Consider the following 25,246-nt stretch of genomic DNA (forward strand, 5'->3'; position numbering starts at 1 on the left):
TCGAGCGACGCCACTTGCCGAAATGAGCGTGCCCGGCACGGTGCGGCGTGCAACCCTGTGACCGAAAACGGACGGACTGGGGAACGAGAAGGCATGCGGGTGGACGAGTGCGGCGCCGCCACGGTTGACGGCGCCCCGACACAGGGTGGTCCGGCACAAGGGGCTCCGGAGGGCGGTGCCGTGGCACTCGGGACCGGGGCGGGGCGCCTTGGCGGCTGGCATTCCCGCCCACTCCTGGTGCGTGCCGCTCTGGAGGTCGGGCTCGTCCTGGTGCTCTTCGCGCTCTACAAGTTCGGGCGCGCCATGGTCGCCGACCAGGTCTCCCAGGCGATGCGTCATGCCGAGGTGGTGCGCACCCTCCAGGCAAGTCTCTGGCTGCCGTCCGAGGCCGCCATCCAGGCGAGCGTCCACGTCGAGTCCCTGATGCGTGCGGCCAACGTCTACTACACCGTCGTTCACTTCCCGCTCATGGTGGCGTTCCTGGTCTGGGGGTTCCTGCGCCGCAACCCGGGGGAGTACCGCTGGGCGCGCAACCTAGTCGTGATCCAGACCGGAGCGGCGCTCGCCATCCACGTCTTCTTCCCGTTGGCACCCCCGCGCATGTTCCCCGAGTGGGGCTTCGTCGACACGATGGAACGCTACGGACCGTCGCCCTACGAGGGCGTGAGTGGAGACGTGGCCAACCAGTTCGCCGCGATGCCGAGCCTGCACGTCGGGTGGGCGGTGCTCATTGCCTACGTCGTGGCGCGTACCGGCCCCCGGTGGCTCGCCTGGCTGGCTGGGTGCCACGCCGCGCTGACGGCGATGATCGTGGTGATCACCGCGAACCACTGGTGGCTGGACGGCGTCATCGGGGTCGCCCTCCTGCTCGTGGCGGCCGCCGTGCTTCCGCGCCCGCCCACGGCGAAGCGCGAGGTCGCGCAGCGACGGGAAGCCTCCGCGACGCGTGACGACGTCGCCGCCTGAGCCGTGGCCACGCACCAGGACGCCCACACCGCAGCAGCGGTGCGGACGTCCCGGAGGTGTGGTCAGTCCTTCTCGTGGTGAAGGGCCCCGCCCTGGTCCTCCAGGTGCGCCCGGACGAACCAGTGGAACTGCTCCAGCTGCGAGGCCTGGCTGATCAGCATGTCCTCGGTGATGGGGTCGAGATCGCCCGCCTCCTCGATGGCTGCGCGCTGCGAGGAGACGACACCCTCGTAGACGCCGTCGAGGGCCGAGAGGTGCTCCTGGGTCGTCGCACGGCCGACCGCGTAGTCGTCCCACTCGCGGGCCTTGACGAGGGCGCCGGGGGTTCCCACCGGCGTACCGCCCAGTGCCGCGATGCGCTCAGCGGTGTCGTCGGCCATGGCGCGGACCTCGACGACCTGTGGGTCGATCATCTCGTGCACCGCGATGAAGTGCGGACCGACGACGTTCCAGTGCGCATGCTTCAGCGTCAGGTGGAGGTCGTTGAAGGCGTGGAGACGGGCCTGAAGGATCTCGATGAGTCGCTTCGCGTCCGCGTCGTCCAGCCCGGGGATCGTGTACGGAAGTGCCTTCTTCTTCTGGGTCATGAACGTTCACTACCCACGCTTCCGCACGACCTAACCCAAGAATTGCCACGAGTGCTCGGACGGTGTCCTTGGCGGTCGAGACCGGGATCACACCACGTCGGCACCGCGTGTCCGGCTACGTTGAGGTGTCACCAAGAGGAGGAGGCCCTCATGCCCATGACGCCCCAGACCGCGCTCCTGCACGGGCACGAGCTCTCCTACGTGGACAGCGGTGAAGGACCCGTGGTGCTCTTCATCCACGGGATCCTCGGTTCGCAGCACAACTGGAAGCACCTCGTCGACCAGCTCGACGACTCCTTCAGGGTCATCGTCCCGGACCTGTTCGGGCACGGCGCGTCCGCGAAGCCCATGGGTGACTACTCGCTCAGCTCGCACGCCGCCACCCTGCGTGACCTGCTCGACCGCCTCGAGGTCGAGACGGTCACGCTGGTCGGTCACTCGCTCGGCGGCGGCATCGCCATGCAGTTCTTCTACCTCTTCCCTGAACGCGTGGAGCGTCTCGTGCTGGTGGCCAGCGGAGGGTTGGGCCGGGAGGTCAGCCCGTGGCTGCGATCGGCGACACTTCCTCTGGCCGAGCAGGTGCTCGGGTTGGTCGCGTCGGACTGGATGACCACCAAGGTGGACCGGATCGGTCGCAGGGCGTCGCATCTCGGTTGGAAGCCCGGCGCCGACGTCGGTGCGATGTGGCGGGGGTTCCGGTCCCTGTCCGACCGCGAGAGCCGTCGTGCCTTCCTCGCCACCACGCGGGCGGTCGTCGACGTCGGGGGCCAGACGGTGAGCGCGCACAGTCGGCTGGGAGACGTGGTCCCACCCCCGACCCTTCTGGTGTGGGGCTCGAAGGACAGGGTGATCCCGGCGTGGCACGCGCTCAAGGCCCGCGAGTCGGTGCCCGGGATCAGGGTGGAGCTGTTCGAGGGGGCCAGCCACTTCCCGCACCTCGACGACCCGGAACGGTTCACGGCGCTGCTGCGCGAGTTCGTGGCCGACTCCGGTCCCGAGACGGAGCCAGAGTGATCGTGGAGCCGGGTGCGCCGCCGGCACGCCGGCTGCCTGCGCGTCTGCTCGGGCCTGACGGGGCGGCGTTCGCGCTGCTCCCTGTGCCGACGTTCGACGCCACCGAGCTCCGCGTCGACATCGAGCTGCTCAGTCCTGACCGGGTCGTGCGCTACCTGTCCCGGCCGATGTCGCCCGGCTTCGCCGACGACGTGGCCGGCTTCCTGCTGCGGGCAGCCTCGGACCACGTGCCCGAGGAGACTCTCGGGGTGGTGGAGGACCGGGAGGCCGGCCTGGCTCTGAGCGTGGTCGAGTCGACACCGTTGGCGGTGACGCTGGAGGTCGTGGTCCTCGCGGATCTGCACGTGGAGGAGCCCGACGTCGACGGGATCGCCTTCGACCTGCCACGCGCCAGTCTGATCGAGGCCTCCCATGCGGTCGGGGAGTGGTGGACGTGACCGCCCTGCAGGACCTCCTCGAGCTCCAGGCGGGGTCGCGCCTGACCGGTGTGGCGGTGCTCCCCCTGGCGCACGAGGTGTCGGACGGCACGGGGCAGGTCGTGCTCCAGGTGGCGGTCGGGCTGAGTGAGTCCAGTGACGTCGCGGTCCAGGCGGTGAGTCGCTTCCTGAGCCGGTGCGTGCTGGCGATCAACGGCAAGCAGGCCGACGGCAGTGAATGGTTCGCGACCTTCCAGTACGTCGAGACCGGGGACGATCCCGACCAGCTCTACGACATCTCCTACGACATGCTCGACCGGGCACTCACGCTGACCGGGGTGGAGGCCGACGACGTCTGGGGACACGTGCTCGGCTGGAGCGACCTCCACGCGATCTACGCGTCGTACGCCGTGGGCGGGATCGTGGACTGGAGCACGCTCGACCTGGCGATCGGGCTCGTCGTGACGCTGACGCAGGGTGACCTCGCCACCCTGGTCCCTCTGGTTGACGGAGCCGAGGGCGACGCTCCCGACGAGGGAAGAGACGCCACGACGTACGAGGCGACCGACCCACGGGAACGCTCAGCCGGAAGGCGTCGACGTTTCGACGTGCTGCTGCGCCAGTGGGCGGCCACCTACGACGGTCCCGACGCGCAGGAGTGGTGAGGGCCAGCTCCGACCACTGACCGCTCGGCGCGTCTGTGGGCCGTTCGCCGAGATCGACGGGCCCCGAGGTGGCGGACGGCAAGCCGCATGCCACAGGGTGGTGACGACTGTCACACAGCGACCGCCATGACGACGCCTCCCCGCAGGAGCCCCGGTGACGGATTCGATGACTTCCTCCACCCCCTTGCCCAGCCACGCCGTCGGTCCGACGGACACGCCCCTGCTGGAGACGACGATCGGCGACAACCTCGACGCCACCGTGGCGCGATTCGGGGCGCGTGAAGCGCTGGTCGACGTCGCCCAGGGGCGCCGGTGGACGTACGAGCAGTTCCGCGAGGACGTCGACCGCCTGCGTCCTCAACCAGGCCGGCATCTCCACCCTCGTCGCCGTTCCCTCGTTCAGGGACAGCGACTACGCGGCCATGATCGAGGAGGTCCGCCACGACACCCGTGCCCTGGAGCGGGTCCACCTCATCGGCACGCCCGGTTGGGACGAGCTGGTGGCCGGTGCTGACGAGGTCTCGAGCGAGCAGCTGGCGACGGTGCAGCAGAGTCTGGACCCGCACGACCCGATCAACATCCAGTACACGTCGGGCACGACGGGCTTCCCCAAGGGGGCAACCTCGCCTGCACCACCCACGGCGCCTGCATGGTCGTCCCGGCCCCGGCCCCGGCCCCGGGCTTCGACGCCGAGTCGACCCTGAGGGCGGTGCAGGAGGGGAACGCTGCACGAGCCTCTACGGCGTCCCCACCATGTTCATCGCCGAGTGGAACCTGCCGAGCTTCAACGACTTCGACCTCTCCTCCGTTCGCACCGGCATCATGGCTGGTTCCCCGTGCCCGGCCGAGCTGATGAAGGAGCTCATCGCCTCGGGCATCGAGGAGATGACCATCGCCTACGGGATGACGGAGACCTCGCCGGTGTCGACCCAGAACCGCACCGACGACACCTTCGAGCAGAAGACCGGCACGGTCGGCCGCGTCGGGCCGCACCTCGAGGTGAGGATTGTCGACCCCGCCGGGGAGACGGTGCCACGCGGCGCGGCCGGAGAGTTCCTGACCAAGGGCTACTCGGTGATGCTCGGCTACTGGGACGAGCCCGAGAAGACTGCCGAGGCGGTCGTGGACGGCTGGATGCACACCGGTGACATCGGCGTGATGGACGAGGACGGCTCCGTGCGCATCACCGGGCGCATCAAGGACATGGTGATCCGCGGCGGAGAGAACGTGTACCCCCGCGAGATCGAGGAGTTCCTCCACACCCACCCCGACGTCGTCGACGCGCAGGTGATCGGCGTGCCTGACGAGCGCTACGGCGAAGAGCTCTGTGCCTGGATCCAGATGCGGGAGGGAGCCGAACCGCTCGACGCCTCGACGCCTCGACGTTGCGCGAATTCTGCACCGGCCGGCTGGCGCACTACAAGATCCCGCGCTACGTCGAGGTCGTGGACGAGTTCCCGATGACCGTCACCGGAAAGGTGCGCAAGGTGGAGATGCGTCGGACCATGGCCAGGAGACTCGGGCTCGTCGGGGGCGGAGGGGGCGGACCACCCCGCGCTCAGCCCTGGGGGAGCAGCATCTCGCCGCCAGCGGTCTCGTCGGTGGCGCGCAGCGCGCCCTTCACGATCTTCCCGCCCGCGTTGCGGGGGAGCTCGGGGAGCACGACGAGGTCCTTGGGAGTCTTGTACGACGCCAGCCTGCCGCGGAGGAAGTCGACGAGGTCGTCGAGCGTGAGGTCGTGGCCGGGGAGGGTGGACACGACCGCCACCGGCACCTGGCCCCAGCGCTCGTCGGAGCGTCCGATGACCGCGACCTCGCGGACGGCAGGGTGGCCGGCGATGACATTCTCGACCTCGGCGCAGTAGATGTTCTCGCCGCCCGAGATGATCATGTCCTTCATCCGGTCGACGACTCAGACGAATCCCTCCTCGTCCTGCTTGACCAGGTCGCCGGAGTGGAACCATCCTCCCGCGAAGGCCTCGGCCGTGGCGTCAGGCTTGTTCCAGTATCCCTGCGTGACCGTGGGGCCGCGGTAGACGATCTCGCCGACCTCCCCGGTGGCCACGTCGTTCATCAACGGGTCGACCACCCGGTACTGGATCGTGGGGATCGGCTGGCCGACGGAGCCGAGCTTGCGCAGCGAGTCCTCCCCGCGCAGGACGCAGGTGATGGGGGAGGTCTCGGTCTGGCCGAAGACCGCCACGTTGAGGGCGTCGGGGAACTTCTCCGCCATCTCACGCAGGGTGGTGTCGGAGGCTGGGGCTGCTCCCCAGCTGATGATGCGCAGCTTGAGGTCGCGCTGGTCGATGTCGGGCTGGCTGCAGAGGAGGTCCCACTGCATGGGGACGTTGAAGACGATGGTGGCCCCTTCCGCCTCGTAGGCGTCCAGCACCTCTGCGGGGTCGAACGCCCCCAGCGGATGGATCACGGTGGGCACGCCGACGACGATGTTGGCCACGACGGAACCGAGGCCGGCGATGTGGAAGAACGGTGCCGTCAGGAAGCCGACGTCGGTCTCGTCGACCATGCCCATGGCCCGGATGCAGGTGAGGGCCTGGACCTGCATGTTGCGGTGCGACAGCATCGCGCCCTTCGGGTGGCCGGTGGTCCCGGAGGTGTACATGATCAGCGCGACGGCCTCCTCACTCACGTCCGGCAGCTCGATGGGAGGTTGGGCGGCGAGGAACTGCTCGTACGCCACCACGTGCGGTGCCTCCGCGGAGAGGTCGGCCTCGCCGATGACGACCACCGTGCCGATCGAGGCCGAGGCCGGCGCGGCCTTGAGCAGCGGCAGCAGCATCGCGTCCACGAAGACCGCGCTCGGGGTGCTGTCTCCGAGGATGTGGTCGAGCTCGGGGGGAGCGAGCCGGAAGTTCAGCGGCACCGCCATCGCGCCCAGGCTGTTGGCGGCGAAGACCGCCTCGACGAACCACGGGTGGTTCAGGGTGAGCAGGGCGACCCGGTCGCCCTCCGCCACACCGCGTTCCTGCAGTCCCGCGGCGCCTCGGAGGAAGCGCTCCGCGAGCTGGGCCCACGTGGTGCTCACGCCACGGTGGCGCAGCGCAGGATCGTCGGGCCGCATGGCTGCGTGCGCCGACGTGTGGGCCATCCAGTGGTTCCGGAAGGTCCAGGCGGGGGCCTGGGCAGGGTCGGCACTCGTCGTCATGGCGTCGCTCCTCGGGGCTGCGTGCGCTGGCTGGTGTGCTGGTCAGTATGCCGAGGAGGAGGCGGCAGGGGAATCCTTTAGTTAATGGAGAATCACATTTTTGTTAATCATTGTTCACCCGAGGGCGTACGCGTCGTGGCCAGCGTCGGACGTGGTTGACTGGGCGGCGCACCGGCGGGAGCAGTCCGGGCGGACGGGGGAGAGATGACGGTCGAAGAAGTGGCGGTGCGCCGGCGTCCGCGCAACCGTCGCCAGCTCGTGGTGGACGCGGCTGGTCCGGTCTTCAGCGAGCTCGGCTACCACGGTGCCTCGATGGAGGAGGTGGCCGCCAAGGTCGGCATCACCGCCGCTGCCCTCTACCGGCACTTCCCCAACAAGTACGCCCTCTTCGTCGAGTGCGCGAACCTCATGGTCGACCGTCTGGTGAGCGTCATCGACGTCTTCGATGAGGATGCGTTCCTCACGGACCTGCTCCCGGCGTTGGCGCAGATCTCCGTGGAGCACCGTGCCTCGGGCGGGACCTACCGCTGGGAGGCGCGGTTCCTGGAGCCTGAGGAGCGGCGCGAGCTCAGGGCGAAGTTCACCGTGGTGGTGGACGCCACCGCCGAGGCGCTGGAGCGGGAGTTCGGCGGGGGACGTACGCGGTTGCGCGCCGCCGCCTCGCTGGGCGCGGTCGGTTCCATCACTGCGCACCGGACGCCCATCGCACGCCAGCGTGCCGAAGACCTCCTCGTGGCCGCGGGGCTGGGGGTGGCCGCAGTCGATCTCGACGACGTCGCCCCGACGGCGTCGCGGGTTCGCCTCCCGGCGCGCGCCGCGGCGGTCAGTCGGCGGGCCGAGATCCTGCGCGCAGCGATCCTGCTCTTCGCCCGCTCAGGGTTCCACCACGTCAGCATGGGCCAGATCGCGGCGGCCGTGGGGGTGGGCTCCTCGGCCATCTACCGCCACTACGCCACCAAGGCCGACATCCTCGCCGCCGCGTGCCTCCAGGCGGCAGGCTCGTTGGAGCAGGCCGTGGGTCAGGCGCTCCACGGGGTCCACGGCGCGGAGGAGCAGCTCGAGGCGCTCGTTGCGGCCTACGTGGCGTACAGCTTCGAGAACCTCGAGCTCATCAGCGTGGCCGAGGCCGAGATCATGGGCCTCCCGCCCGAGCTGCGACGTCCGGTGGTCCTGGCCCAACGCGAGCACGTCGAGCTGTGGGAGCAGCGGCTCCGGGCCGTGCGCCCCGACCTGGATGCGCGCGCCGCGCGCACCCTGGTGCACGCGGGCTTCGGTGTCGTCGTCGAGGCGGGGCGCCAGCTGCGGTGGCGCGACGAGGGTGACAACCGCGACGTCGTGACGGCCCTGGTGCTGGGCGCGTTGACCAGTGCCGGACCGACGGCCCCGTCCTGACGTCAGGGCCGTGACCGCGCACGACCGTCCCCACCGGGCCGGGCTGCAGTGGGGGTGTGCTCACCGGCCCCGATGGGTGGGCCGTCAGTTGCTGGGGCGGTTCATGTCCGGGATGGTGATCGGCGTGGTCCGCACGTCCTTCCCCTTGTTGAGGAACGCCATGGCGAAGGCCCGGATGAACTGGTCGAGTCCGTAGTAGGCCACCGGCAGGAACGGGATGGTGCCGCGGCGGAAGGCCATGTAGACCGGCCACGCCGTCCTGATGAGCGCCGCGGCGACGTAGTCACGCTTGAGGCCGAGCCAGTCGCCGATGTCGTCGTTCAAGAGGTAGCGCGTGAACTCGTTGAGCAGACCGCGGCTGAGGCCGAAGGTCAGCGAGTTCGGCATGTTGAGCAGCTCCTCGGCCAGCTTCTTGCCCTCCGGGGTGGGGGCCAGAATCGGGGTGAGGACCTGGCGCGACTGCTCCTCGGCGTCCTCCCACGAGGCCGGGATGTACTCGTCGCGTACGCCGAGCTGGCTGAGGGCGACCTGCCACGAGTGGAGGAACGCGCGGTCGTCGTCCTTGTTCTTCAGGAAGCCCCACTCCTTCAGCTTCATGTGGGCGAAGGTGCCCGTGGAGTGGAAGGTCACCAGGATGTCGGCCTGGCTGATCGGAATGGTCTCGTCGGCCACGGCGCGCCAGTGCGGCGACTGGGGGAGGAGGTGGCGTACGGCGGCGTGCACCAGGCGAGTCTTGTTGGCCGTGACGAGGAACTGGCCGCGCGGGGTGAAGCCACCGATCTCCGCCATGTCGTAGCCGAAGGCGAAGGTCTTCGCCGCGCGGTCCTGCATGTCGGCGCCGCCCTTGGACCAGTACACCGACTTGGCCTCACGGGGGATGACGGTGCTCATGATGCCGCCGCCCACCCCGTAGAGGATGAAGAAGTGGGTGTCGAGACGCCGGGAGACGTCTGTCGACCTGGCGAGCAGGGCGGGGTCGGCCCAGGTCGGCAGCCTGGTCTTGCGATGCAACCAGTCGCGCAGGTCTGCGGGGACGTCGGCAGGGAGGGGGTCGTTGTTGTTGACCCAGCTGAGGAGCGCCTTGTTGGTCCGGGCGGTGTCACCCCGGTCGATGAGGTTGGCCATGAGCTGGTCGATCTCGTCGTCCCACACCCACCGGGGGTCAGCTCCGGTGCCGGCGCCGGCAATCGATCCCGAGGGGGCCCACGACCAGGCGGCGGTGGTGGGGGCGAGCGCTCCCGTCAGGCCGAGGGCGGCGCCGAGGGACAACACGTTTCGTCTGGAGACTGTGGTCATTTGCTTGTCCGCTTTCAGGTGGCCGGACGCCTCGGTGGGCTGTTTGACCGCGACGGGGAACTGCGGTTGTGGTCCGCTCCTGGCATCCACGAGTGATGTGATTCCCCGTTAACATAGCCAGCGGTCATTCCGCTTGACAAGGGGTGCGGCAGATCATTGACTTGCGCCCTCCCGGGCCCTAGCGTCCGAAGCTCGACATGGCGCCCGTCACGTCGCTGCCGAGCCCGCAGGAGCTGGCCATGACCGCTGAGATGACTCCCCCCGCTCCCACCGGCAACGCTGGCCAGCCTGAGGCGGCCCAGGAGCTCTCGCCGCGCGGCGCCTTCGCCGGCCGTCCCTCGTGGGTGACCGAGGAGCGCCTGTCGCAGTGGTCCGGATGGGTGGTCGCAGGCGACGCCGCGGAGGGCGCCCACCAGATGGCCGCGGCCCCCTTCACGCTGGAGCCCACCGCGGTGGTGCCCTGCAGCCAGCGGGGCGACGTCGAGTCAGCCGTGCAACGCGCGCGTTCCGCCCAGCGCTCATGGGCCACGACCTCGTACGCCGACCGGGCTCGGGTCCTGCTGGCCTTCCACGACGCCCTGCTCGCCGAGCAGGACGAGGTCCTCGACCTGATCCAGTGGGAGACCGGCAAGGCCCGCTTCCACGCCTGGCAGGAGGTGGGACAGGTCGTGACGATCGCCCGCCACTACGCCCGCCGCGCCCAGCACTACCTCAAGCCCGCCAAGGTCCGCGGGATGGTGCCCGGGGCCACGGCCGTCAAGGAGGTGCGGGTGCCCAAGGGCGTCGTGGGCATCATCTCGCCCTGGAACTACCCGCTCTACCTCGGCGCCGGCGACGTCCTCCCCGCCCTGATGGCGGGCAACGCCGTGGTGTCCAAGGCTGACTCGCAGACGCCCTTCACGCTCCTGTGGGCGCGCGCCCTGATGGCACGGGCCGGGCTCCCCGACGACGTGTGGCAGGTCGTGACCGGCTCGGGCGGGGAGACGGGCACGGCGCTGGTCGACACGGTCGACTTCGTCGCCTTCACGGGCTCGACCGCCACGGGACGCGAGGTCGCCAGCCGAGCCGCGAGGCGTCTGGTGGCCGCGTCCCTGGAGCTGGGGGGCAAGAACCCCCTCATCGTCCGCCGGGACGCCGACCTTGAGGCAGCGGCCCGGGGCACGGTCACGGCTGCGTTCGCCAACACCGGTCAGATGTGCATCCACGTCGAGCGGGTCTACGTGCACCAGGACGTCTACGAGGCGTTCCGCGACGAGCTCGTCCGGGCCACCGAGGATCTCCGGCTCGGGAGTGCCTACGACTACGGTGCCGACGTCGGGTCACTGACGTCGACCGCCCAGCTGGAGGCCGTGCGCGAGCACGTGCAGGACGCCGTCGACCGCGGCGCGCGAGTGCTCACCGGAGGCGGGCCGCGTCCGGATCTCGGCCCGCTGTTCTTCGCGCCGACGCTCCTCGAGGGGGTGACGCCCCAGATGCGGGTGCACGCCGAGGAGACCTTTGGCCCGGTCCTGTCGCTCTACCCGGTGGTCGACGACGACGAGGCCGTCGCCCTCGCCAACGAGGGGACCTACGGGCTCTCGTCCTCGGTCTGGTCCAAGGACGTCGCAGCGGCTGAGTCCATCGCCCACCGCCTGCGGGCCGGGGCGGTCAACATCAACGACGGCGCGGCAGCCGCCGCCGGCAGCATCGAGGCGGGCATGGGCGGCATGGGCGAGAGCGGTCTCGGGCGCCGCCACGGCGCGGAGGGGATCCGCAAGTACACCGACGCGCAGACCATCGCCCGTCAGCGTTGGTTGCCGCTGGGGCCGCCGAAGGGCAAGCCGGTCGAGGGGTTCGTGCACATGACCAATGCCCAGCTGGGCCTGATGCGGCGGCTGCGCCTGCGCTGAGCGACCAGCACGACGGTGATGGACGACGAGGACGGAGACTCAGATGAGCAGTGGCGTGGTCGCAGGACGGTCGCTCTACGACGAGGACCACGAATACCTGCGCGACACCGTGCGGGCCTTCGTGGCGAAGCACGCCGAACCCAACGCGGAGCGGTGGAGCGCCGAGGGCAAGGTGGATCGCTGGCTCTTCACGGAAGCGGCCCGGGCCGGACTGCTCGGCTTCAACATCCCCGAGGAGTACGGCGGAGGCGGCATCACCGACTTCCGTTTCAACGCGGTGATCGGCGAGGAGTTCTCCCGCAACCCTGTCTCCGACGGACTGGCGTGCGTAGGGCTCTCGAGCGACATCGTCATTCCGTACTTCACCGGCCTCACGAACGACGAGCAGAAGGCGCGCTGGCTTCCCGGTATCGCCGCAGGAGAGCTGGTCGTCGCCGTCGCGATGACCGAGCCCGGTACCGGCAGCGACCTCGCCGGGATCAGCACCTCGGCGATCCGCGAGGGCGACGACTACGTCGTCAACGGGAGCAAGGTCTTCATCTCCAACGGGCAGAACGCCGACCTGGTGGTGACGGCGGTGCGTACCGGTGACCACCCGCACCACGGCCTCAGCCTCATCGTGATCGAGGCCGACCGTCCGGGCTTCACCCACGGACGCAACCTGCAGAAGGTCGGTCTGCACGCCCAGGACACCAGCGAGCTCTTCTTCACCGACGTGCGCGTGCCGGTCGACAACCTGCTGGGCCAGGAGGGTGAGGGGTTCGCGGGCCTCATGCGCAACCTGCCCCAGGAGCGGATCTCGATCGCCGCCAACTCCGTGGCAGCTGCGGAGGGGGTCCTCGAGCGCACGCTCGGCTACGTCAAGGACCGGACGGCGTTCGGTGCGCCCATCGGGTCGTTCCAGAACACCCGGTTCGAGCTGGCCGACATGGTGACCGGGGTGCGGGTGTCACGGGCGTACGTCGACGACCTGCTCGCTCGGCACACCCGCGGCGAGCTGAGCGCTGCCGACGCGGCGGCCGCGAAGTTCTGGTGCACCGAGCAGTACGTCAACGTCGTCAACCGCTGCGTGCAGCTGCACGGCGGCTACGGCTACATGCTCGAGTACCGGATCGCCCACGACTACCTGGACTCCCGCATCTCGACGATCTACGGAGGCACCACCGAGATCATGAAGGAGATCGTGGGGCGCGACCTGGGGTTGTGAGGCGTTCAGGCGTCCTCGGTCTTCTTGCGTCGCAGCCAACCGCCGGCGAAGAGCGCCCAGAGCACCAGCACCGGCTGGAAGAAGAGGCGCACCAGACGGGCACGATCGGTGTCCAGGCCGAAGGCGTCCGTGCCCTCCGCGTACTGGGCGATGTTGCCCGGGAAGATGGCCACGAAGAACGCGGCCAGCAGGGCGCTGAAGAGCCGCTTGTGCCTCGGGAGCGCCACCAGGCCGGCGCCCAGCGCGATCTCGACCACGCCGGAACCGACCACGGTGAGGTCCTCGTCGAGGGGGAACCAGCTCGGCACCTGGGCCTGGAACTCCTCCCGCTGGGTCGTGAGGTGGAGGACGCCAGCGGTCACCATGATCGACCCGAGGGCGACCCGGGCCACGGTGCGGGGGAGTGAGGTCATGGCACGAGAGTACGGACGGCGGCAACTGGTTGGCGGCGTTCCGCATGGTTGACTGCCGACAGACGTGGGTACCCGACCACGTACACGTCCGCCGAGCGCCAGCCGTGGAGAGGCGCGTGGCCAAGCAGGAGGAAAGATGGCCACCCGGAAGAAGGATCCCGGTCCCAGCGTCAAGGACCCCGAGCTCTACGAGGAGCTGCGCGCCGACGGCGCCAGCAAGGAGAAGGCGGCCCGCATCGCCAACGCGGCAGCGAACACCTCCCGCTCGGAGGTCGGCCGCAAGGGTGGCGAGTCGGGGTCGTACGAGGACTGGACGGTCGCCGAGCTGCGTCGCCGGGCGGCCGAGCTCGGCGTCGAAGGGCGCTCGACGATGCGCAAGGACGACCTGGTCGACGCCTTGCGCTCGCACTGACGGCACTAACCGCACTGACCGGACTGACCCGATGACCGCGACACCCACCCGCACCACCACCGCCGGCAGAGAGGTGTGTCATGACCACGCAGGAGCATGACGTGACCAGGGGACGCGCCCCAGCCGCCACCGGGAACGACCGGGTGCGACAGGTGGGGGTGGTCGCCAGCGCGGTGCTGGGCATCGCGGGCGCCTTCTGGGGCTCGGGCGCCTGGGGCGGGGAGCCGGTCGCCGAGGCTGCCGGAGGTGCCCTGTCTGCCGACGCCACGCTCCTGGCCCCCGCCGGCGCGGCGTTCTCGATCTGGTCCGTCATCTATGCCGGCCTCGTGGCCTGGACCGTCTGGCACAGTCTTCCGGGCCAGGCGTCCTCTGCGCTGGCCCGCGCCACTGGTTGGTGGGGCGCGGCCTCCCTGCTGCTCAACGCGCTGTGGCTCCTCACCGTCCAGGCCGGTCTGCTCTGGCTGAGCGTCGTGGTGATCCTGTTGCTGGCACTCGTCCTGGGGCGTCTGCTGACGCTGGTGGACGAGTCCCAGCCGCGGGCGGGTGTCCTGATCACCCAGGTCACCCACGGCCTCTACCTGGGGTGGGTGAGCGTCGCCACCTGCGCCAACATCGCGGCAGTGCTCGTCGACAGCGGCATCGCACCGGGGCGCGGCGTCGGCGAGGTCGTCGCCCTGGTCGTGCTGGCAGCCGTGTGCGGCCTGCTCTGGCTCTACGCGACGTACGTCGGCACCGCGCGCTGGTCCGCCACCGCCGCCGCGGTCTGGGGGTTGGCGTGGATCGCCGCGGGCCGACTGAACGACGCGCCCGACTCCACCGTGGTGGGCGTCGGTGCCATCGGGGCCGCGCTGGTGGGCGTGATCCTCACCGTGCTGGCTGCCCGCAGCAGGGGCGCGTCGCTGGCACGTCGTTGAGGAGTTGTTCTCCGGCGCGTGGGTACAGGGGCACCAGTCCCAGACCCCGACCAAGGAGGACGATGTGACGCGTTTCGGCTACTTCCTGAGCTGCGAGGAGTACGGCCCCCAGGAGCTGGTGGAGCAGGCGGTGGCGGCCGAGGAGGCCGGTTTCGAGGCCTTGTGGATCAGCGACCACTTCCACCCGTGGAACGACGAGCAGGGGGAGAGCCCCTTCGTCTGGTCGGTCATCGGAGCTCTGTCGCACGCCACCGACCTTCCGGTGACGACGGCAGTCACGTGCCCCACCGTGCGCATCCACCCGGCGATCATCGCGCAGGCAGCTGCCACGTCTGCCGCGATGCTGAGGGGCAAGTTCATCCTCGGTGTCGGTAGCGGGGAGGCGCTCAACGAGCACATCCTCGGCGACGCGTGGCCTTCCGCCGACGTACGCCTGGAGATGCTGGAGGAGGCTGTCGAGCTGATCCGTGAGCTCTGGAAGGGCGACTTCGTCACGCACCGGGGGCGTCACTACACCACCGACACCGCGCGGATCTACACGCTTCCGGACGAGCCGCCGGAGATCTGGGTGTCCGGCTTCGGTCCCAAGGCCACGGACCTGGCGGCACGAATCGGAGACGGCTACGTCACCACGACCCCGGACGAGGAGCTGTTGCAGCGGTTCCGGGAGAAGTCAGGTGGCAAGCCGGCGATGATCGGGACGAAGGTGGCCTGGGCGCCCACCGAGGACGAGGGTGCCGACCACGCCCACCGCCTGTGGGGAACCAGCGGCCTGCCCGGTGAGCTCGCCCAGGTCCTGCCCTCGCCCCGACACTTCGAACAGGGAGCCGCGCTGGTGACCAAGGAGCAGACCGCCTCCTCGGTCACCTGCGGTGCGGACGTGGACGCTCACGTCGCCAAGCTCAAGGAATGCGTCGACGCGGGCTTCGAGCAGGTCTACGTGGCCAACATGGGACCGCACTGGCGCGAGATGATCAGCGCCTACGGCGAACACGTGCTCCCGCGGTTGCGTTCCCAAGGATGAGCCCGCGCCCCGGCGGGGGTCAGTGGTCGCCCCGTCGGCGGCGTCGGCTGCCTCGGGTGGCGTCGGGATCGACGTTCTTGCGCTCCGGGTCGTGTTCCTGGCGCTCGGAGCGACTGGCGTCGATGCGCCACACGACGAAGAAGAGCAGGGCCAGCACGACGACGGGGATCATGAACGTGAGCAGTGTCGTAGTCATGGGGAGGCTCTACCCCGTCCCGAGCCGTTCCATGCCTCAGGGTTGAACCCCCGATGAGGGGGTAGACGGAGGACTCACCCACTACTGAGGAGGTCCTTCCATGGGACTGGATGACAAGGCCAAGCACAAGGTCGAGGAAACCGTCGGTCGGGGCAAGGAGGCGACGGGCGCCGCCACGGACAACGACTCCCTGCGCGCCGAGGGCAAGACCGACCAGAACAAGGCGAAGGTGAAGGACAAGGTCACCGACGTCAAGGACAAGGTCGAGAAGAAGATCGACGACCTGGGGTGACCAGGTCCAGGCCGTGCTAGACACGTCGCGTGGACACCACGACGCCGTTGTTCCTCGCGCTCGACCTGACCGGCGTGTTCGCCTTCGCCCTCAACGGGGCGCTGGTGGCGCTGAAGGTGACGCGGATCGACGTGGTCGGAGTGGTCACGCTGGCGATGTTCACGGCGCTGGGCGGGGGCATGGTGCGCGACATCTTGTTGGGCGCCGTGCCCCCCGCCACGTTCGTGGACTGGCGCTACCTGACGGTCGCCGCGGCAGGCGGGGTGGCCGCCTCACTCTTCGCCGGAGGTCTCGAACACCTGGCACGGCCGATCCTCGTCCTGGACGCCGCGGGGCTGAGCCTGTTCGCTGTCACGGGTGCCCTCAAGGGCCTCGACTTCGGGATGGGGGTCGCCCAGGCCACCATCCTGGGAACCATCACTGCCGTGGGCGGCGGCACCCTGCGTGACGTGCTGGTCCGGGAAGTTCCGTCGGTTCTCTCCAGCGGGTTGTACGCCGTGCCCGCGATGCTGGGAGCCCTGATTCTCGCCGGGGGCGTCACGCTGGGGGTTGCGGCGCTTCCAGCAGCGTTGACCGGTGCGATCGTCTGCTTCGTCGTGCGGATGCTCGGCGTTCGCTACAACCTCCATGCGCCGTTGCCGCGCTCCGTACGTCGAGCCGCACGTCGACGCTGAGGTACCTCCCTCTCGCCGGCCGGAGCCCCGGTCTCCCCGGTCGCTCGTGCGGCGCGCGAGGACCGTCCCCCAAAGTGTCGGAGGGCGTCCTTAGCCTTGGTGGCGTGAAGATCCTGCACACGTCCGACTGGCACGTCGGCCGCACGTTCCACCAGCACTCGACCGCCCAGGCGCTCGCGGAGGTGCTCGACGCGCTGGTGGCCGCTGTCGAGGCGCACGACGTCGACGTGGTGGTGGTCGCGGGCGACGTCTTCGACTCCTCCATGCCGTCCGCCCACTCCGTGCAGGAGCTCGACCGCATCCTCGTCGCGCTGAGCCGCACGGGTGCCACCGTCGTGGTGACCAGTGGCAACCACGACTCGCCCGCACGGCTGGGGTCGCGTTCCGTCTTCACCGCCGAGGTGGGCGTCCACGTCCTGACTCGCCCTGAGCGTCTCGCAGACCCGGTGGTCATCGAGGACGAGCACGGGCCCGTACACGTCTACGGGATTCCGTTCCTGGAGCCCACGCTGGTGCGCCACCTCTGGCCCGAGCGCAAGCTGCGTACGCAGGCCGACGTCATGGGCGCCGCGCTGGAGCAGATCCGTGACGACGTCGCGGAGCGAGCTGCCCGGCGTACGGTCGTGGTCGCCCACACCTTCGTCTCCGGCGCCGACGGTGAGTCGTGCGAGTCCGAGCGCGGGATCACTTCCGGAGGGGTCGACCGCGTGCCGGTGCCGAGCTTCGACGGCTTCACCTACGTGGCGCTCGGCCACATCCATGGCCGCAGCACCCTGGCCCCCGCCGTCAGGTACTCAGGTGCTCCGCTGCACCTCTCCTTCTCCGAGCAGGACAAGCCCCGCGGCGCGTGGCTGGTCGAGCTCGGCCCGGAAGGGATGGTGGGGGCCGAGTGGATGGAGCTTCCCGTCCCGCGCGCGCTGGTCACCCTGGAGGGCACCTTGGAGGAGCTCCTCTCGGACCCCGCGCACGCGCAGCACGAAGGCGCCTGGGTGCGGGCCCGACTCACCGACCTCGATCGGCCCGTCGACCCGATGCGTCGCCTGCAGAAACGGTTCCCGGGCTGCGCCATCCTCGAGTTCGCTCCCTCGGTGATCCGCGAGGTGCCGGCGCGTCTCGACCGCGAACGGTTCTCCCGGCTCAGTGACGAGGAGGTCGTCGCCGAGTTCCTCACCCACGTGCGTCAGGGTGAGGCACCCAGTGACTCCGAACGCGACCTCGTGCACGAGGTGCTCGGCGAGATCCGTGCCCAGGAGGCCACGCGATGAGGATCCACAGCATCGAGATGGCCGGGTTCGGCCCCTTCCTGGTGCCGCAGCGGGTGGACTTCGACGCCTTTGCCGACGACGGGATCTTCCTCATCCAGGGCAGGACCGGCGCCGGCAAGTCGAGCATCCTGGACGGTGTCGTCTACGCCCTCTACAACAGCGCCCCGCGCTACCGTTCCGGTGCCGCGACCCAGCTCCGCAGCCACCACTGCTCGGCCGACGACGCCACGTGGGTCCAGCTGGAGTTCAGCACCGACGACTGCCGCTACCGCGTCCGTCGCTCCCCGGAGTACGAACGTCCCCGCAGCCGCGGTGAGGGCACCACGACCGAGCGGCCGACGGCGCACCTGTGGCGCCTGGACGGCGGCGAGTGGATCGCACTGGAGGCGGGCGTACGCCCCGTGGCCCAGGCGTTGGACGAGATCCTGCCGCTCTCCTGCCAGCAGTTCCTGCAGGTCGTCCTGCTCGCCCAGGGTGAGTTCGCTCGTTTCCTGGTAGCCGACAGTGCTGAACGCAAGGCGCTCCTGGGCGCGCTCTTCGACACCAAGCGGTTCGAGACCCTCGACCACCTCCTGCAGGAGCGTGTGTCGCGTCGCCGGGCCGAGATGGAGCGTGCCGCCTCGGCGAACGCCACGCTCGTGGAGGCACTCGCCCTCCACCTGCGGGTCGACGCCCCTGCTGAGCCGGACGAGGAGTGGCTGGCCGGCCTCCACGACATGACCGCCGCGGAGGCGGCCGAGGCCGAGGCCACCCGCGTCGCAGCCCGGCGGCAGATGGAGGAGGTCCGCACCGAGTGGGAGCGGCTGCGCGCCGTGCTGACGCTCCAGGAGCGTCGGGACTCGCTCCGGCGCACCCTCGAGCAGCTGGAGGAGGAGCGGGAGTCGGTCGCACGTTTGCGCGAGGTGTGTGACCGGGCCGTTGCGGCCCAGAACGTGCGCCCTGCCCTGGAGGCGCGCGCGCGTCACGCCACGCGTCTGCGCGAGGCACGGGTGGAGCTGACCAAGGCCGAAGCCAGCTACGAGGAGCTCTGTGGGGCCACCGTCCCCGACGACCTGCCGGGGGTGAGGGATGCATTGGTCGGGGAGGTCGACGCGGCCCGCCGTGCCCTCGAGGCGGAGGCGCGTCTGGCCGCCACGCGGTCGCAGGTGGCCGAGGCCGAGCGTGAGCTGGTCGGACGGCGGGCGGAGGTCGAGGCGATCGACACCGAGCTGGGCGCGCTGCGTCAGGTGCTCGAGCGTGAGGTCACGACCAGCGTCGAGAAGGCCAGCGCCGCGGTGCACGAGCTCGTCGACGAGCTCACCCGTGCTCGTCGCCACGCCACGGCCACGGAGGCCAGTGCTCTGGCCGAGCAGCGGCTGATCGAGGCCGGCGAGTCGCGGACCCGAGCCTCAGCGGCCCTGGACGAGCTTCGTCGGTTGAGCTTCCATCAGTACGCCGGGCGGCTGGCCGAGACCTTGGTGGAGGGTGAGGCGTGCCCGGTGTGCGGAGGCGTGGAGCACCCCTCACCCGCTCCGCGGTCGGGCGCGCCGGTGCAGGACGAGGACGTCGAGCAGGCGGAGCGCGCCTTCGACGAGGCACAGCAGGCCTACGAGGGGGCGAAGGCCGCCCGCGCGGCTGCTCGGGCGACCGAGGAGGCCTACGCAGGCGCCCGCACGGTCGAGGTCCTGTCGGATCGAGTCGAGGAAGCCACCGGCGTCCTGCGTCAGGCGGAGCGCGACGAGCGCGAGCGTCGTGATGCCGCCGATGCAGTGACGAACCTGTCCGAGCGACGCCAGCAGTGCGCCGAAGCCGCCGCAGGCCTGGTCGTGCGCGTGCAGGCGCTGGGCGAGACGATCGACGACCTCGTCCAGCGGGTCGAGTCCGCGCGCTCCGGTTCTGACTCCGTGGCTGATCGCCTCGATGGCCTTCGGGCACATCTCACGGCGCTGGACGCGGTGACGGCGTCGCGCCACGACGAGGCGCGGGCGTACGCCGACCACCTGGCCGCCACCGAGCACCTCGGCGAGGCGGTGGAGCAGCACGGCTTCACCGACGAGCAGGAGTGCCTGGCTGCGGCTCGTCCCGCCGAGGAGATCGAACGGCTCGTTCGGCGCGTGCGCCGCCACGACGAAGCCTGGACCGTGACGACGACCGGGCTGGCCGACGAAGCCCTGGCCGCGCTGCCGGACGTCCTCGTCGACCCAGCTCCCCTCGAGGCTCGCGTGAGGGAGGCTGCGGCCGACCACGACGCTGCCGCAGCGGCTGCCGGAGTGGCGGCACAGCGCCACGAGACCACTGCTGACCTCGTCCGGCGGGTGCGGACCGCGTGGTCGCGCGGGGCAGCCGAGCGGCGCGAGTTCGAGGTCCTGCGCCGTCTTGCCGCCTCCGTCCACGGGGAGCAGCCCAACACCCGTCGGCTGCGACTCGAGAGCTACGTCCTGGCGGTGGAGCTGGAACAGATCGTGCTGGCGGCGAACCGCAGGCTCCAGGTGATGTCCGACGGCCGCTACGCCCTGCTGCTCGACGACCGGGTCGCCACCCGCGGCAACAACTCCGGGCTCGGTGTCAGGGTGCTGGACCACCATACCCAGGAACCGCGTACGCCGGAGTCACTGTCGGGCGGCGAGAAGTTCCTGGCCTCGCTCTCCCTGGCACTGGGCTTGTCGGAGGTGGTCACCAACCGAGCCGGAGGGGTCAGCCTCGACACCCTCTTCATCGACGAAGGGTTCGGGTCGCTCGACGGGGAGACCCTCGACCTGGCCATGCACACGCTCGACTCGTTGCGCGAGCACGGCCGGACCGTCGGGGTGATCAGCCACGTGGAGGTGATGAGGGAACGGATCCCGGCGCAGCTGCACGTGGAGCACGCCCCGGGAGGGTGGAGCACGATCCGCGCGCTGGCCTGAGAGGCGGTTGCACGTCCGCCGACACCCCCGCAGACTCGTGACCTGTCGACGATGGAGTTCCACGATGACGACCGATCTGCCCAGCTCCGATCTGCCCAGCTCTGATCTGCCCAGCCCGGACTCTCGTGCCCCGCGCAGCCCGGCGGACGACGGGCTCGTGGACGCAGCCGTCGACCAGGCACGACGCTGGTTGGCCGGTGCCGGGACCGGGCGCGAGGTGGCCGGCGCCGCGCACCTGGCGCGTCTGCTTCGAGCACCCGGCGGTCTGGGGTTCGCGCTCGGGTTCGTCGACGGGGTGGTGCGCCCGGAGGATCCCGCCGTGGCGGCCAAGGAGCTGCACCGCATCGCGGCGGAGGCTCCTGAGGCGCTGCCGGCCCATCTCCGCGCGGCCGTGCGACTTGGCGGCGCCGTGGGTCCGGCGCTTCCCCAGGTGGTCGTGCCTGCTGCCAGACGGGCGCTGCGCCACCTGGTCCGCCACCTCGTGGTCGACGCCCGCGACCCGGCCCTGGGCCGCTTCCTTGCCACCCACCAAGGGGGAGGGGTGGAGCTCAACCTCAACCTGCTCGGGGAGGCGGTGCTCGGCCGCGCGGAGGCGGGGCGGCGCCTCGACGGCGTACGTCGCCTTCTCTCCCGTCCCGAGGTCTCGCACGCGTCCCTCAAGGTCTCCTCCGTCGTCGGGCCCCACAGCCAGTGGGGCCACGACGACGCCGTGGCCGAGACGGTCCGCCTCCTCGACACGCTGGTGCGTGAGGCGTCGCAGGGCGAGGCGCCCACGACGCTGATGCTCGACATGGAGGAGTTCCGCGACCTCGACCTGACGCTCGACGTGTTCATGCACCTGCTCGACCAGCCGCAGCACCATCAGGTCACGGCAGGCATCGTGCTCCAGGCCTACCTCCCTGACTCCACGGCGGCGCTGACCCGGTTGCAGGACTGGGCCCAGGACCGGGTGGCGAGGGGAGGTGCGCCCGTCCGCGTCCGACTGGTCAAGGGCGCCAACCTGCTCATGGAGCGTGTGGAGGCTGAGCTGCACGGCTGGGCGCCCGCGCCGTGGGCGGAGAAGAGCCAGACCGACGCCCAGTACAAGCGCCTCCTGCACCAGAGCCTCGATCCCGCCTCGACCCCGTCGCTGGGGGTGGGTGTGGCCAGCCACAACCTCTTCGACGTCGCCTACGCCTGGCTGCTGGCTCGCAGCCGCGACGTGGAGCAGGCCATGACGATCGAGATGCTGCGGGGCATGGCGCCGGGCGAGGCCGAAGTCGTGCGGGCGAGCACCGGGCGCCTCCTGCTCTACGTCCCGCTGGTGCACCCCGACGAGTTCGACGTCGCCGTCTCCTACCTCGTGCGGCGCCTGGACGAGGGCGCGAGCCCCGACAACTACCTCTCCCGCGCTCCGCGGCTGCGGGAGGACGAGGACGCCTTCGCCCACGAGGAGGCCCGCTTCCGCCGGGCCGCGGCCGACGCGGACACCCCGGGAGTGGCCACCCGACGCGTCCAGGTCCGGCGCCAGGAGGGGCAGGGGGACACGGCAGCGTCGGCGGGCTCGGGCCGTCTGGCGTTCGCGAACGCCCCGGACACGGACGCGGCGGTCGAGCCGAACCGGCGGTGGGGCGCCGCGCTGCTCGGCCGCGCCGTCGAGTGTGCGGGGCCGGAACGGCTCGCCGACGCGGGTGAGGTGCAGGCGGTGTCGGCGGACGTGCGCCGTGCCGCCCGAGAATGGGCCGGCCTCGGTGCCACGGGCCGGGCCGCGGTCCTGCATCGGGTGGGCGACGAGGTGGAGCGCCGGCGCGGCGAACTGCTCGGGGTGATGGCACAGGAGTGCGGCAAGACGCTCGAGCAGGGCGACCCGGAGGTGTCGGAGACCGTCGACTTCGCGCGCTACTACGCCGGGCGAGCCGAGGCGCTGGAGACGGTGGCCGGGGCGTGTCCGGTACCGGTGGGGCTGACGGTGGTGACCCCACCCTGGAACTTCCCGGTCGCCATCCCCGCTGGAGAGACCCTGTCGGCCCTGGCGACGGGCAGTGGCGTGGTGCTCAAGCCGGCGCCGGAAGCCATGCGGTGTGGGTCGTTGCTGGCCGAGATCGCGTGGTCGGCCGGCGTGCCGCGCGAGGTGCTGCGCTGCGTCGACGTGGACGAGGAGGGAGCCGGACAGGCCCTGGTCGCCGGGGAGGAGGTCGACCGGGTGTTGCTGACCGGCGCGTGGGAGACGGCGCAGCTCTTCAGGTCGTGGCGCAGCGACCTGCCGCTCCTTGCGGAGACGAGCGGAAAGAACGCCGTCGTGGTGACGCCGAGCGCCGACGTCGACCTCGCCGTACGGGACGTGGTCGCCGCCGCCTTCGGCCACGCGGGGCAGAAGTGCTCCGCGACCTCCCTCGTCATCCTGGTGGGGTCGACGGCCCGCAGTGCGCGGTTCCGACGCCAGCTGGTCGACGCGGTCCGCTCGTTGCGCGTCGGCAGTGCCCTCGACCCGGCGTCCCAGATGGGCCCCTTGATCCGCCCGGCCGAGGGCGCGCTCCTCGCCGCCCTGACCCGGCTGGAGCCGGGCGAGCAGTGGTGGGTGGAACCGCAGCGCCTGGATGCCGAGGGGCTGACCTGGACCCCGGGCGTCAAGGCCGGGGTGGCGCCGGGCTCGACCACACACCTGACGGAGTTCTTCGGGCCCGTCCTCGGGGTGATGGTGGCCGCCGACCTGGACGAGGCGCTCGCGCTGCAGAACGCCACCGACTACGGACTCACCGCTGGTCTGCACTCCCTCGACCCCGACGAGGTGGAGCACTGGGCCCCCCACGTCGAGGCGGGCAACCTCTACGTCAACCGCGGGACCACGGGTGCCGTCGTACGGCGCCAGCCCTTCGGGGGGTGGAAGCGGTCGTCGGTCGGCCCCGGCTGGAAGGCGGGAGGCCCACACCGGTTGCACGGTCTCGTCGACTGGCGTGACGCGCCGTCACCACACGGCGGCCCGGTCCCCGAGCACCGGGCCCACGTCGTCCGCGCGGCTGCCGCCACGGGGGCGGACGCCGACGAGGTGGCGTGGCTAGGCAGGGCCGTGGCCAGTGACGTGGCGGCCTGGCGGGTGCTCTCGACCCCGGTGGACCCCTCGGAGCTGCGGGCGGAGAGCAACGTCCTGCGCCACCTCCCGGCGCCCACCTCGCTGCGGTTCGGGCCGGCGACCACGGTGGTGCAGGCGCTACGGGCGTACGCAGCGGCACTCACCGCCGTCGCCGGGACGCCACAGGTCTCGGTCGATCCCGCCGCTGGCGAGCAGGTGCACTCCGCCCTCCTGCGCGTCGGCGGCCACGCGGTCGTCGAGGACGACGGCTCATGGTCGAGGTCGCTGGCGGGCGGGGCGGACCAGGTCCGCGTGGTCGGCACGGACCGGGAGAGCCTGGCCCGGGTGGCGGCCGCGCACCCCGAGGTGACGTTCTTCCAGCAGCCGGTGGTGGAGGCGGGGGAGGTGGAGCTGCTGCCGTTCGTGCGGGAGCAGTCCGTCAGCGTCACTGCCCACCGCTACGGGACACCCGCGGGGTGGGTGCGCTCACTGTCGTGGGTCGCCGACGCTCGGAGTGCACGATGAGCGACCGGACGCCCGAGGCCGGCGGCGTACCCGTGCCGCGTCGCGCGGCGCTCGCCCCCACGCACACCTCACGGGCGGGCGACTCCGGCAGCGCGGTCCGCGCGGCACAGGAGTACCTGCGTCGATTCGGCTACCTGCCCAACCCCGACCTGGCCGCGCAGTACGTCCACTGGCGTCCCGCGGTCAACACCGCACCACGGACGGACGACCACTTCGACGAGCCGATGGAGGAGGCCGTACGCCTCTTCCAACGCGCCTACCGCCTCGACGAGTCGGGCGAGGTGGACGAGGCCACCATCGAGCTGATGGCGAGGCCGCGATGTGGCTTCCCGGACGTCGTGACGAGCCAGGGGTTGGAGCCCTTCGTGGCGCAGGGCAACCGCTGGCCCGGCCCCGTCGTCACCTATCGACACGTCAGCTTCACCCCCGACCTGCTGCAGGCCGACGTGCGGGCGGCGATCCGCGGCGCCTTCGACCGGTGGGCGGCCGTCACCCCGTTGAGCTTCTCCGAGTCGGCGATCGCCGCGACGGTGGCCGACATGGAGATCGGGTTCTTCGCGGGTGACCACGGCGACGGGGCTGGGAACGCCTTCGACGGGTCCGGCGGGGTGCTTGCACACTGCTACTACCCGCCACCCAACGAGGGCCAGCTGGCGGGAGACTGCCACTTCGACGAGGCCGAGGCGTGGAGCGTCGACACACCGCCGTCGGGGACCGACCTGCCGAGCGTCGCGCTGCACGAGCTCGGCCACGGCCTGGGCCTGGCGCACTCCGAGGACCCGGACGCGGTCATGTACGCCTACTACAGCGGGCCACGCCGTGAGCTCGCGCCGGACGACGTGACGGGCATCCAGTCCGTCTACGGGCAGCGGCGCGGCTGAGCCCTCGACGAGGCGGCCTTCTCTGACGCGGGCGCGCACCCCCCCGGGGGACGGGTGGCGGGAGTTCGCCTCGCAGTCAGCCGGACCCCTTCCCGGAATGCCACCCCCGCCCCTAGGG

The 25,246-nt window shown here is 70.8% G+C and carries 24 protein-coding genes; 18 read left to right on the plus strand and 6 right to left on the minus strand.

The features are described 5' to 3' along the window. Positions 1 to 237 precede the first annotated feature (237 nt). Positions 238 to 966: a phosphatase PAP2 family protein gene (locus tag FCL41_RS07535; RefSeq protein ID WP_170970217.1), complete on the plus strand. Its 729-nt coding sequence runs from the start codon at positions 238 to 240 to the stop codon at positions 964 to 966. A 62-nt stretch (positions 967 to 1,028) separates the two neighbouring features. Here the strand turns inward: FCL41_RS07535 and dps are convergent, their stop codons facing one another. After that, positions 1,029 to 1,553: a DNA starvation/stationary phase protection protein Dps gene (gene dps / locus FCL41_RS07540; protein WP_137065466.1), complete on the minus strand. Its 525-nt coding sequence runs from the start codon at positions 1,551 to 1,553 to the stop codon at positions 1,029 to 1,031. A 150-nt stretch (positions 1,554 to 1,703) separates the two neighbouring features. Here dps and FCL41_RS07545 point away from each other — a divergent pair, with 150 nt between their 5' ends. The 5 genes from FCL41_RS07545 (at position 1,704) to FCL41_RS17635 (ending at position 5,112) form a co-directional block, all read left to right on the plus strand. After that, a complete protein-coding gene (locus FCL41_RS07545) occupies positions 1,704 to 2,567 on the plus strand; it encodes an alpha/beta fold hydrolase (RefSeq protein WP_212723095.1) in 864 nt (287 codons plus the stop codon). Further along, positions 2,564 to 3,004 (plus strand): hypothetical protein, encoded by a 441-nt coding sequence (locus FCL41_RS07550; RefSeq protein WP_137065467.1) that lies wholly within the window; start codon positions 2,564 to 2,566, stop codon positions 3,002 to 3,004. Before FCL41_RS07545 ends, FCL41_RS07550 begins: the two co-directional genes overlap by 4 nt. Continuing rightward, positions 3,001 to 3,648: a hypothetical protein gene (locus FCL41_RS07555; protein WP_137065468.1), complete on the plus strand. Its 648-nt coding sequence runs from the start codon at positions 3,001 to 3,003 to the stop codon at positions 3,646 to 3,648. Before FCL41_RS07550 ends, FCL41_RS07555 begins: the two co-directional genes overlap by 4 nt. Positions 3,649 to 3,926: 278 nt before the next feature. Beyond that, a complete protein-coding gene (locus FCL41_RS17630) occupies positions 3,927 to 4,352 on the plus strand; it encodes an AMP-binding protein (protein WP_275403774.1) in 426 nt (141 codons plus the stop codon). Positions 4,353 to 4,401: 49 nt separating this feature from the next. Then, positions 4,402 to 5,112, plus strand: coding sequence for an AMP-binding protein (locus tag FCL41_RS17635; RefSeq protein ID WP_275403775.1), 711 nt, complete (start codon positions 4,402 to 4,404; stop codon positions 5,110 to 5,112). Positions 5,113 to 5,206: 94 nt separating this feature from the next. On the opposite strand, the gene FCL41_RS17260 is transcribed toward FCL41_RS17635, so the two are convergent. Both FCL41_RS17260 and FCL41_RS07565 read right to left on the minus strand, forming a co-directional pair. After that, the gene (locus FCL41_RS17260; RefSeq protein WP_212723096.1) at positions 5,207 to 5,548 is read right to left on the minus strand and encodes an AMP-binding enzyme; all 342 of its coding nucleotides are present in this window, start codon (positions 5,546 to 5,548) and stop codon (positions 5,207 to 5,209) included. A 12-nt stretch (positions 5,549 to 5,560) separates the two neighbouring features. Next, complete coding sequence (locus tag FCL41_RS07565) at positions 5,561 to 6,814, minus strand: AMP-binding protein (RefSeq protein WP_170970218.1); 1,254 nt, start codon at positions 6,812 to 6,814, stop codon at positions 5,561 to 5,563. Between the two features lie 204 nt (positions 6,815 to 7,018). Here FCL41_RS07565 and FCL41_RS07570 point away from each other — a divergent pair, with 204 nt between their 5' ends. After that, positions 7,019 to 8,206: a TetR/AcrR family transcriptional regulator gene (locus FCL41_RS07570; RefSeq protein ID WP_137065469.1), complete on the plus strand. Its 1,188-nt coding sequence runs from the start codon at positions 7,019 to 7,021 to the stop codon at positions 8,204 to 8,206. An 84-nt stretch (positions 8,207 to 8,290) separates the two neighbouring features. Here FCL41_RS07570 and FCL41_RS07575 read toward each other — a convergent pair whose 3' ends face one another. Beyond that, entirely contained in the window at positions 8,291 to 9,478 is a 1,188-nt protein-coding gene (locus tag FCL41_RS07575; RefSeq protein WP_212723097.1) for an oxygenase MpaB family protein, read from the minus strand. 263 nt (positions 9,479 to 9,741) lie between these two features. On the opposite strand from FCL41_RS07575, the gene FCL41_RS07580 reads away from it, so the two are divergent. Both FCL41_RS07580 and FCL41_RS07585 read left to right on the plus strand, forming a co-directional pair. After that, positions 9,742 to 11,391 (plus strand): succinic semialdehyde dehydrogenase, encoded by a 1,650-nt coding sequence (locus FCL41_RS07580; RefSeq protein ID WP_137065471.1) that lies wholly within the window; start codon positions 9,742 to 9,744, stop codon positions 11,389 to 11,391. A 43-nt stretch (positions 11,392 to 11,434) separates the two neighbouring features. Further along, positions 11,435 to 12,598, plus strand: a complete 1,164-nt coding sequence (locus FCL41_RS07585; RefSeq protein ID WP_137065472.1) for an acyl-CoA dehydrogenase family protein — start codon at positions 11,435 to 11,437, stop codon at positions 12,596 to 12,598. Between the two features lie 5 nt (positions 12,599 to 12,603). Here the strand turns inward: FCL41_RS07585 and FCL41_RS07590 are convergent, their stop codons facing one another. Further along, entirely contained in the window at positions 12,604 to 13,011 is a 408-nt protein-coding gene (locus tag FCL41_RS07590) for a DoxX family protein (RefSeq protein ID WP_137065473.1), read from the minus strand. Positions 13,012 to 13,147: 136 nt separating this feature from the next. On the opposite strand from FCL41_RS07590, the gene FCL41_RS07595 reads away from it, so the two are divergent. From FCL41_RS07595 to FCL41_RS07605, 3 genes are all read left to right on the plus strand, one after another. Then, positions 13,148 to 13,423 (plus strand): DUF7218 family protein, encoded by a 276-nt coding sequence (locus FCL41_RS07595; RefSeq protein WP_137065474.1) that lies wholly within the window; start codon positions 13,148 to 13,150, stop codon positions 13,421 to 13,423. Positions 13,424 to 13,524: 101 nt separating this feature from the next. Then, complete coding sequence (locus FCL41_RS07600) at positions 13,525 to 14,337, plus strand: tryptophan-rich sensory protein (RefSeq protein ID WP_170970219.1); 813 nt, start codon at positions 13,525 to 13,527, stop codon at positions 14,335 to 14,337. 64 nt (positions 14,338 to 14,401) lie between these two features. Further along, on the plus strand, positions 14,402 to 15,361 hold the full coding sequence (locus tag FCL41_RS07605; RefSeq protein ID WP_137065476.1) for a TIGR03557 family F420-dependent LLM class oxidoreductase: 960 nt from the start codon (positions 14,402 to 14,404) through the stop codon (positions 15,359 to 15,361). 19 nt (positions 15,362 to 15,380) lie between these two features. Here FCL41_RS07605 and FCL41_RS17015 read toward each other — a convergent pair whose 3' ends face one another. After that, positions 15,381 to 15,557, minus strand: coding sequence for a hypothetical protein (locus tag FCL41_RS17015; RefSeq protein WP_170970220.1), 177 nt, complete (start codon positions 15,555 to 15,557; stop codon positions 15,381 to 15,383). A gap of 100 nt (positions 15,558 to 15,657) precedes the next feature. Here FCL41_RS17015 and FCL41_RS07610 point away from each other — a divergent pair, with 100 nt between their 5' ends. The 6 genes from FCL41_RS07610 (at position 15,658) to FCL41_RS07635 (ending at position 25,128) form a co-directional block, all read left to right on the plus strand. Continuing rightward, entirely contained in the window at positions 15,658 to 15,849 is a 192-nt protein-coding gene (locus FCL41_RS07610) for a CsbD family protein (protein WP_137065477.1), read from the plus strand. Between the two features lie 29 nt (positions 15,850 to 15,878). Then, positions 15,879 to 16,523 carry a trimeric intracellular cation channel family protein gene (locus FCL41_RS07615; RefSeq protein WP_137065478.1) on the plus strand — a complete coding sequence of 215 codons (645 nt, stop codon included), beginning with the start codon at positions 15,879 to 15,881 and terminating at the stop codon, positions 16,521 to 16,523. 104 nt (positions 16,524 to 16,627) lie between these two features. After that, entirely contained in the window at positions 16,628 to 17,788 is a 1,161-nt protein-coding gene (locus FCL41_RS07620) for an exonuclease SbcCD subunit D (protein ID WP_137065479.1), read from the plus strand. After that, on the plus strand, positions 17,785 to 20,673 hold the full coding sequence (locus tag FCL41_RS07625) for an AAA family ATPase (protein WP_137065480.1): 2,889 nt from the start codon (positions 17,785 to 17,787) through the stop codon (positions 20,671 to 20,673). The genes FCL41_RS07620 and FCL41_RS07625 overlap by 4 nt, the downstream gene beginning before the upstream one ends. Before the next feature lie 64 nt (positions 20,674 to 20,737). Further along, entirely contained in the window at positions 20,738 to 24,247 is a 3,510-nt protein-coding gene (locus FCL41_RS07630; protein ID WP_137065481.1) for a proline dehydrogenase family protein, read from the plus strand. Beyond that, positions 24,244 to 25,128: a matrixin family metalloprotease gene (locus FCL41_RS07635; protein WP_137065482.1), complete on the plus strand. Its 885-nt coding sequence runs from the start codon at positions 24,244 to 24,246 to the stop codon at positions 25,126 to 25,128. The genes FCL41_RS07630 and FCL41_RS07635 overlap by 4 nt, the downstream gene beginning before the upstream one ends. The last annotated feature ends 118 nt before the right edge of the window (positions 25,129 to 25,246 follow it).

Source organism: Nocardioides jishulii (genome assembly GCF_006007965.1).
Lineage (GTDB): Bacteria > Actinomycetota > Actinomycetes > Propionibacteriales > Nocardioidaceae > Nocardioides > Nocardioides jishulii.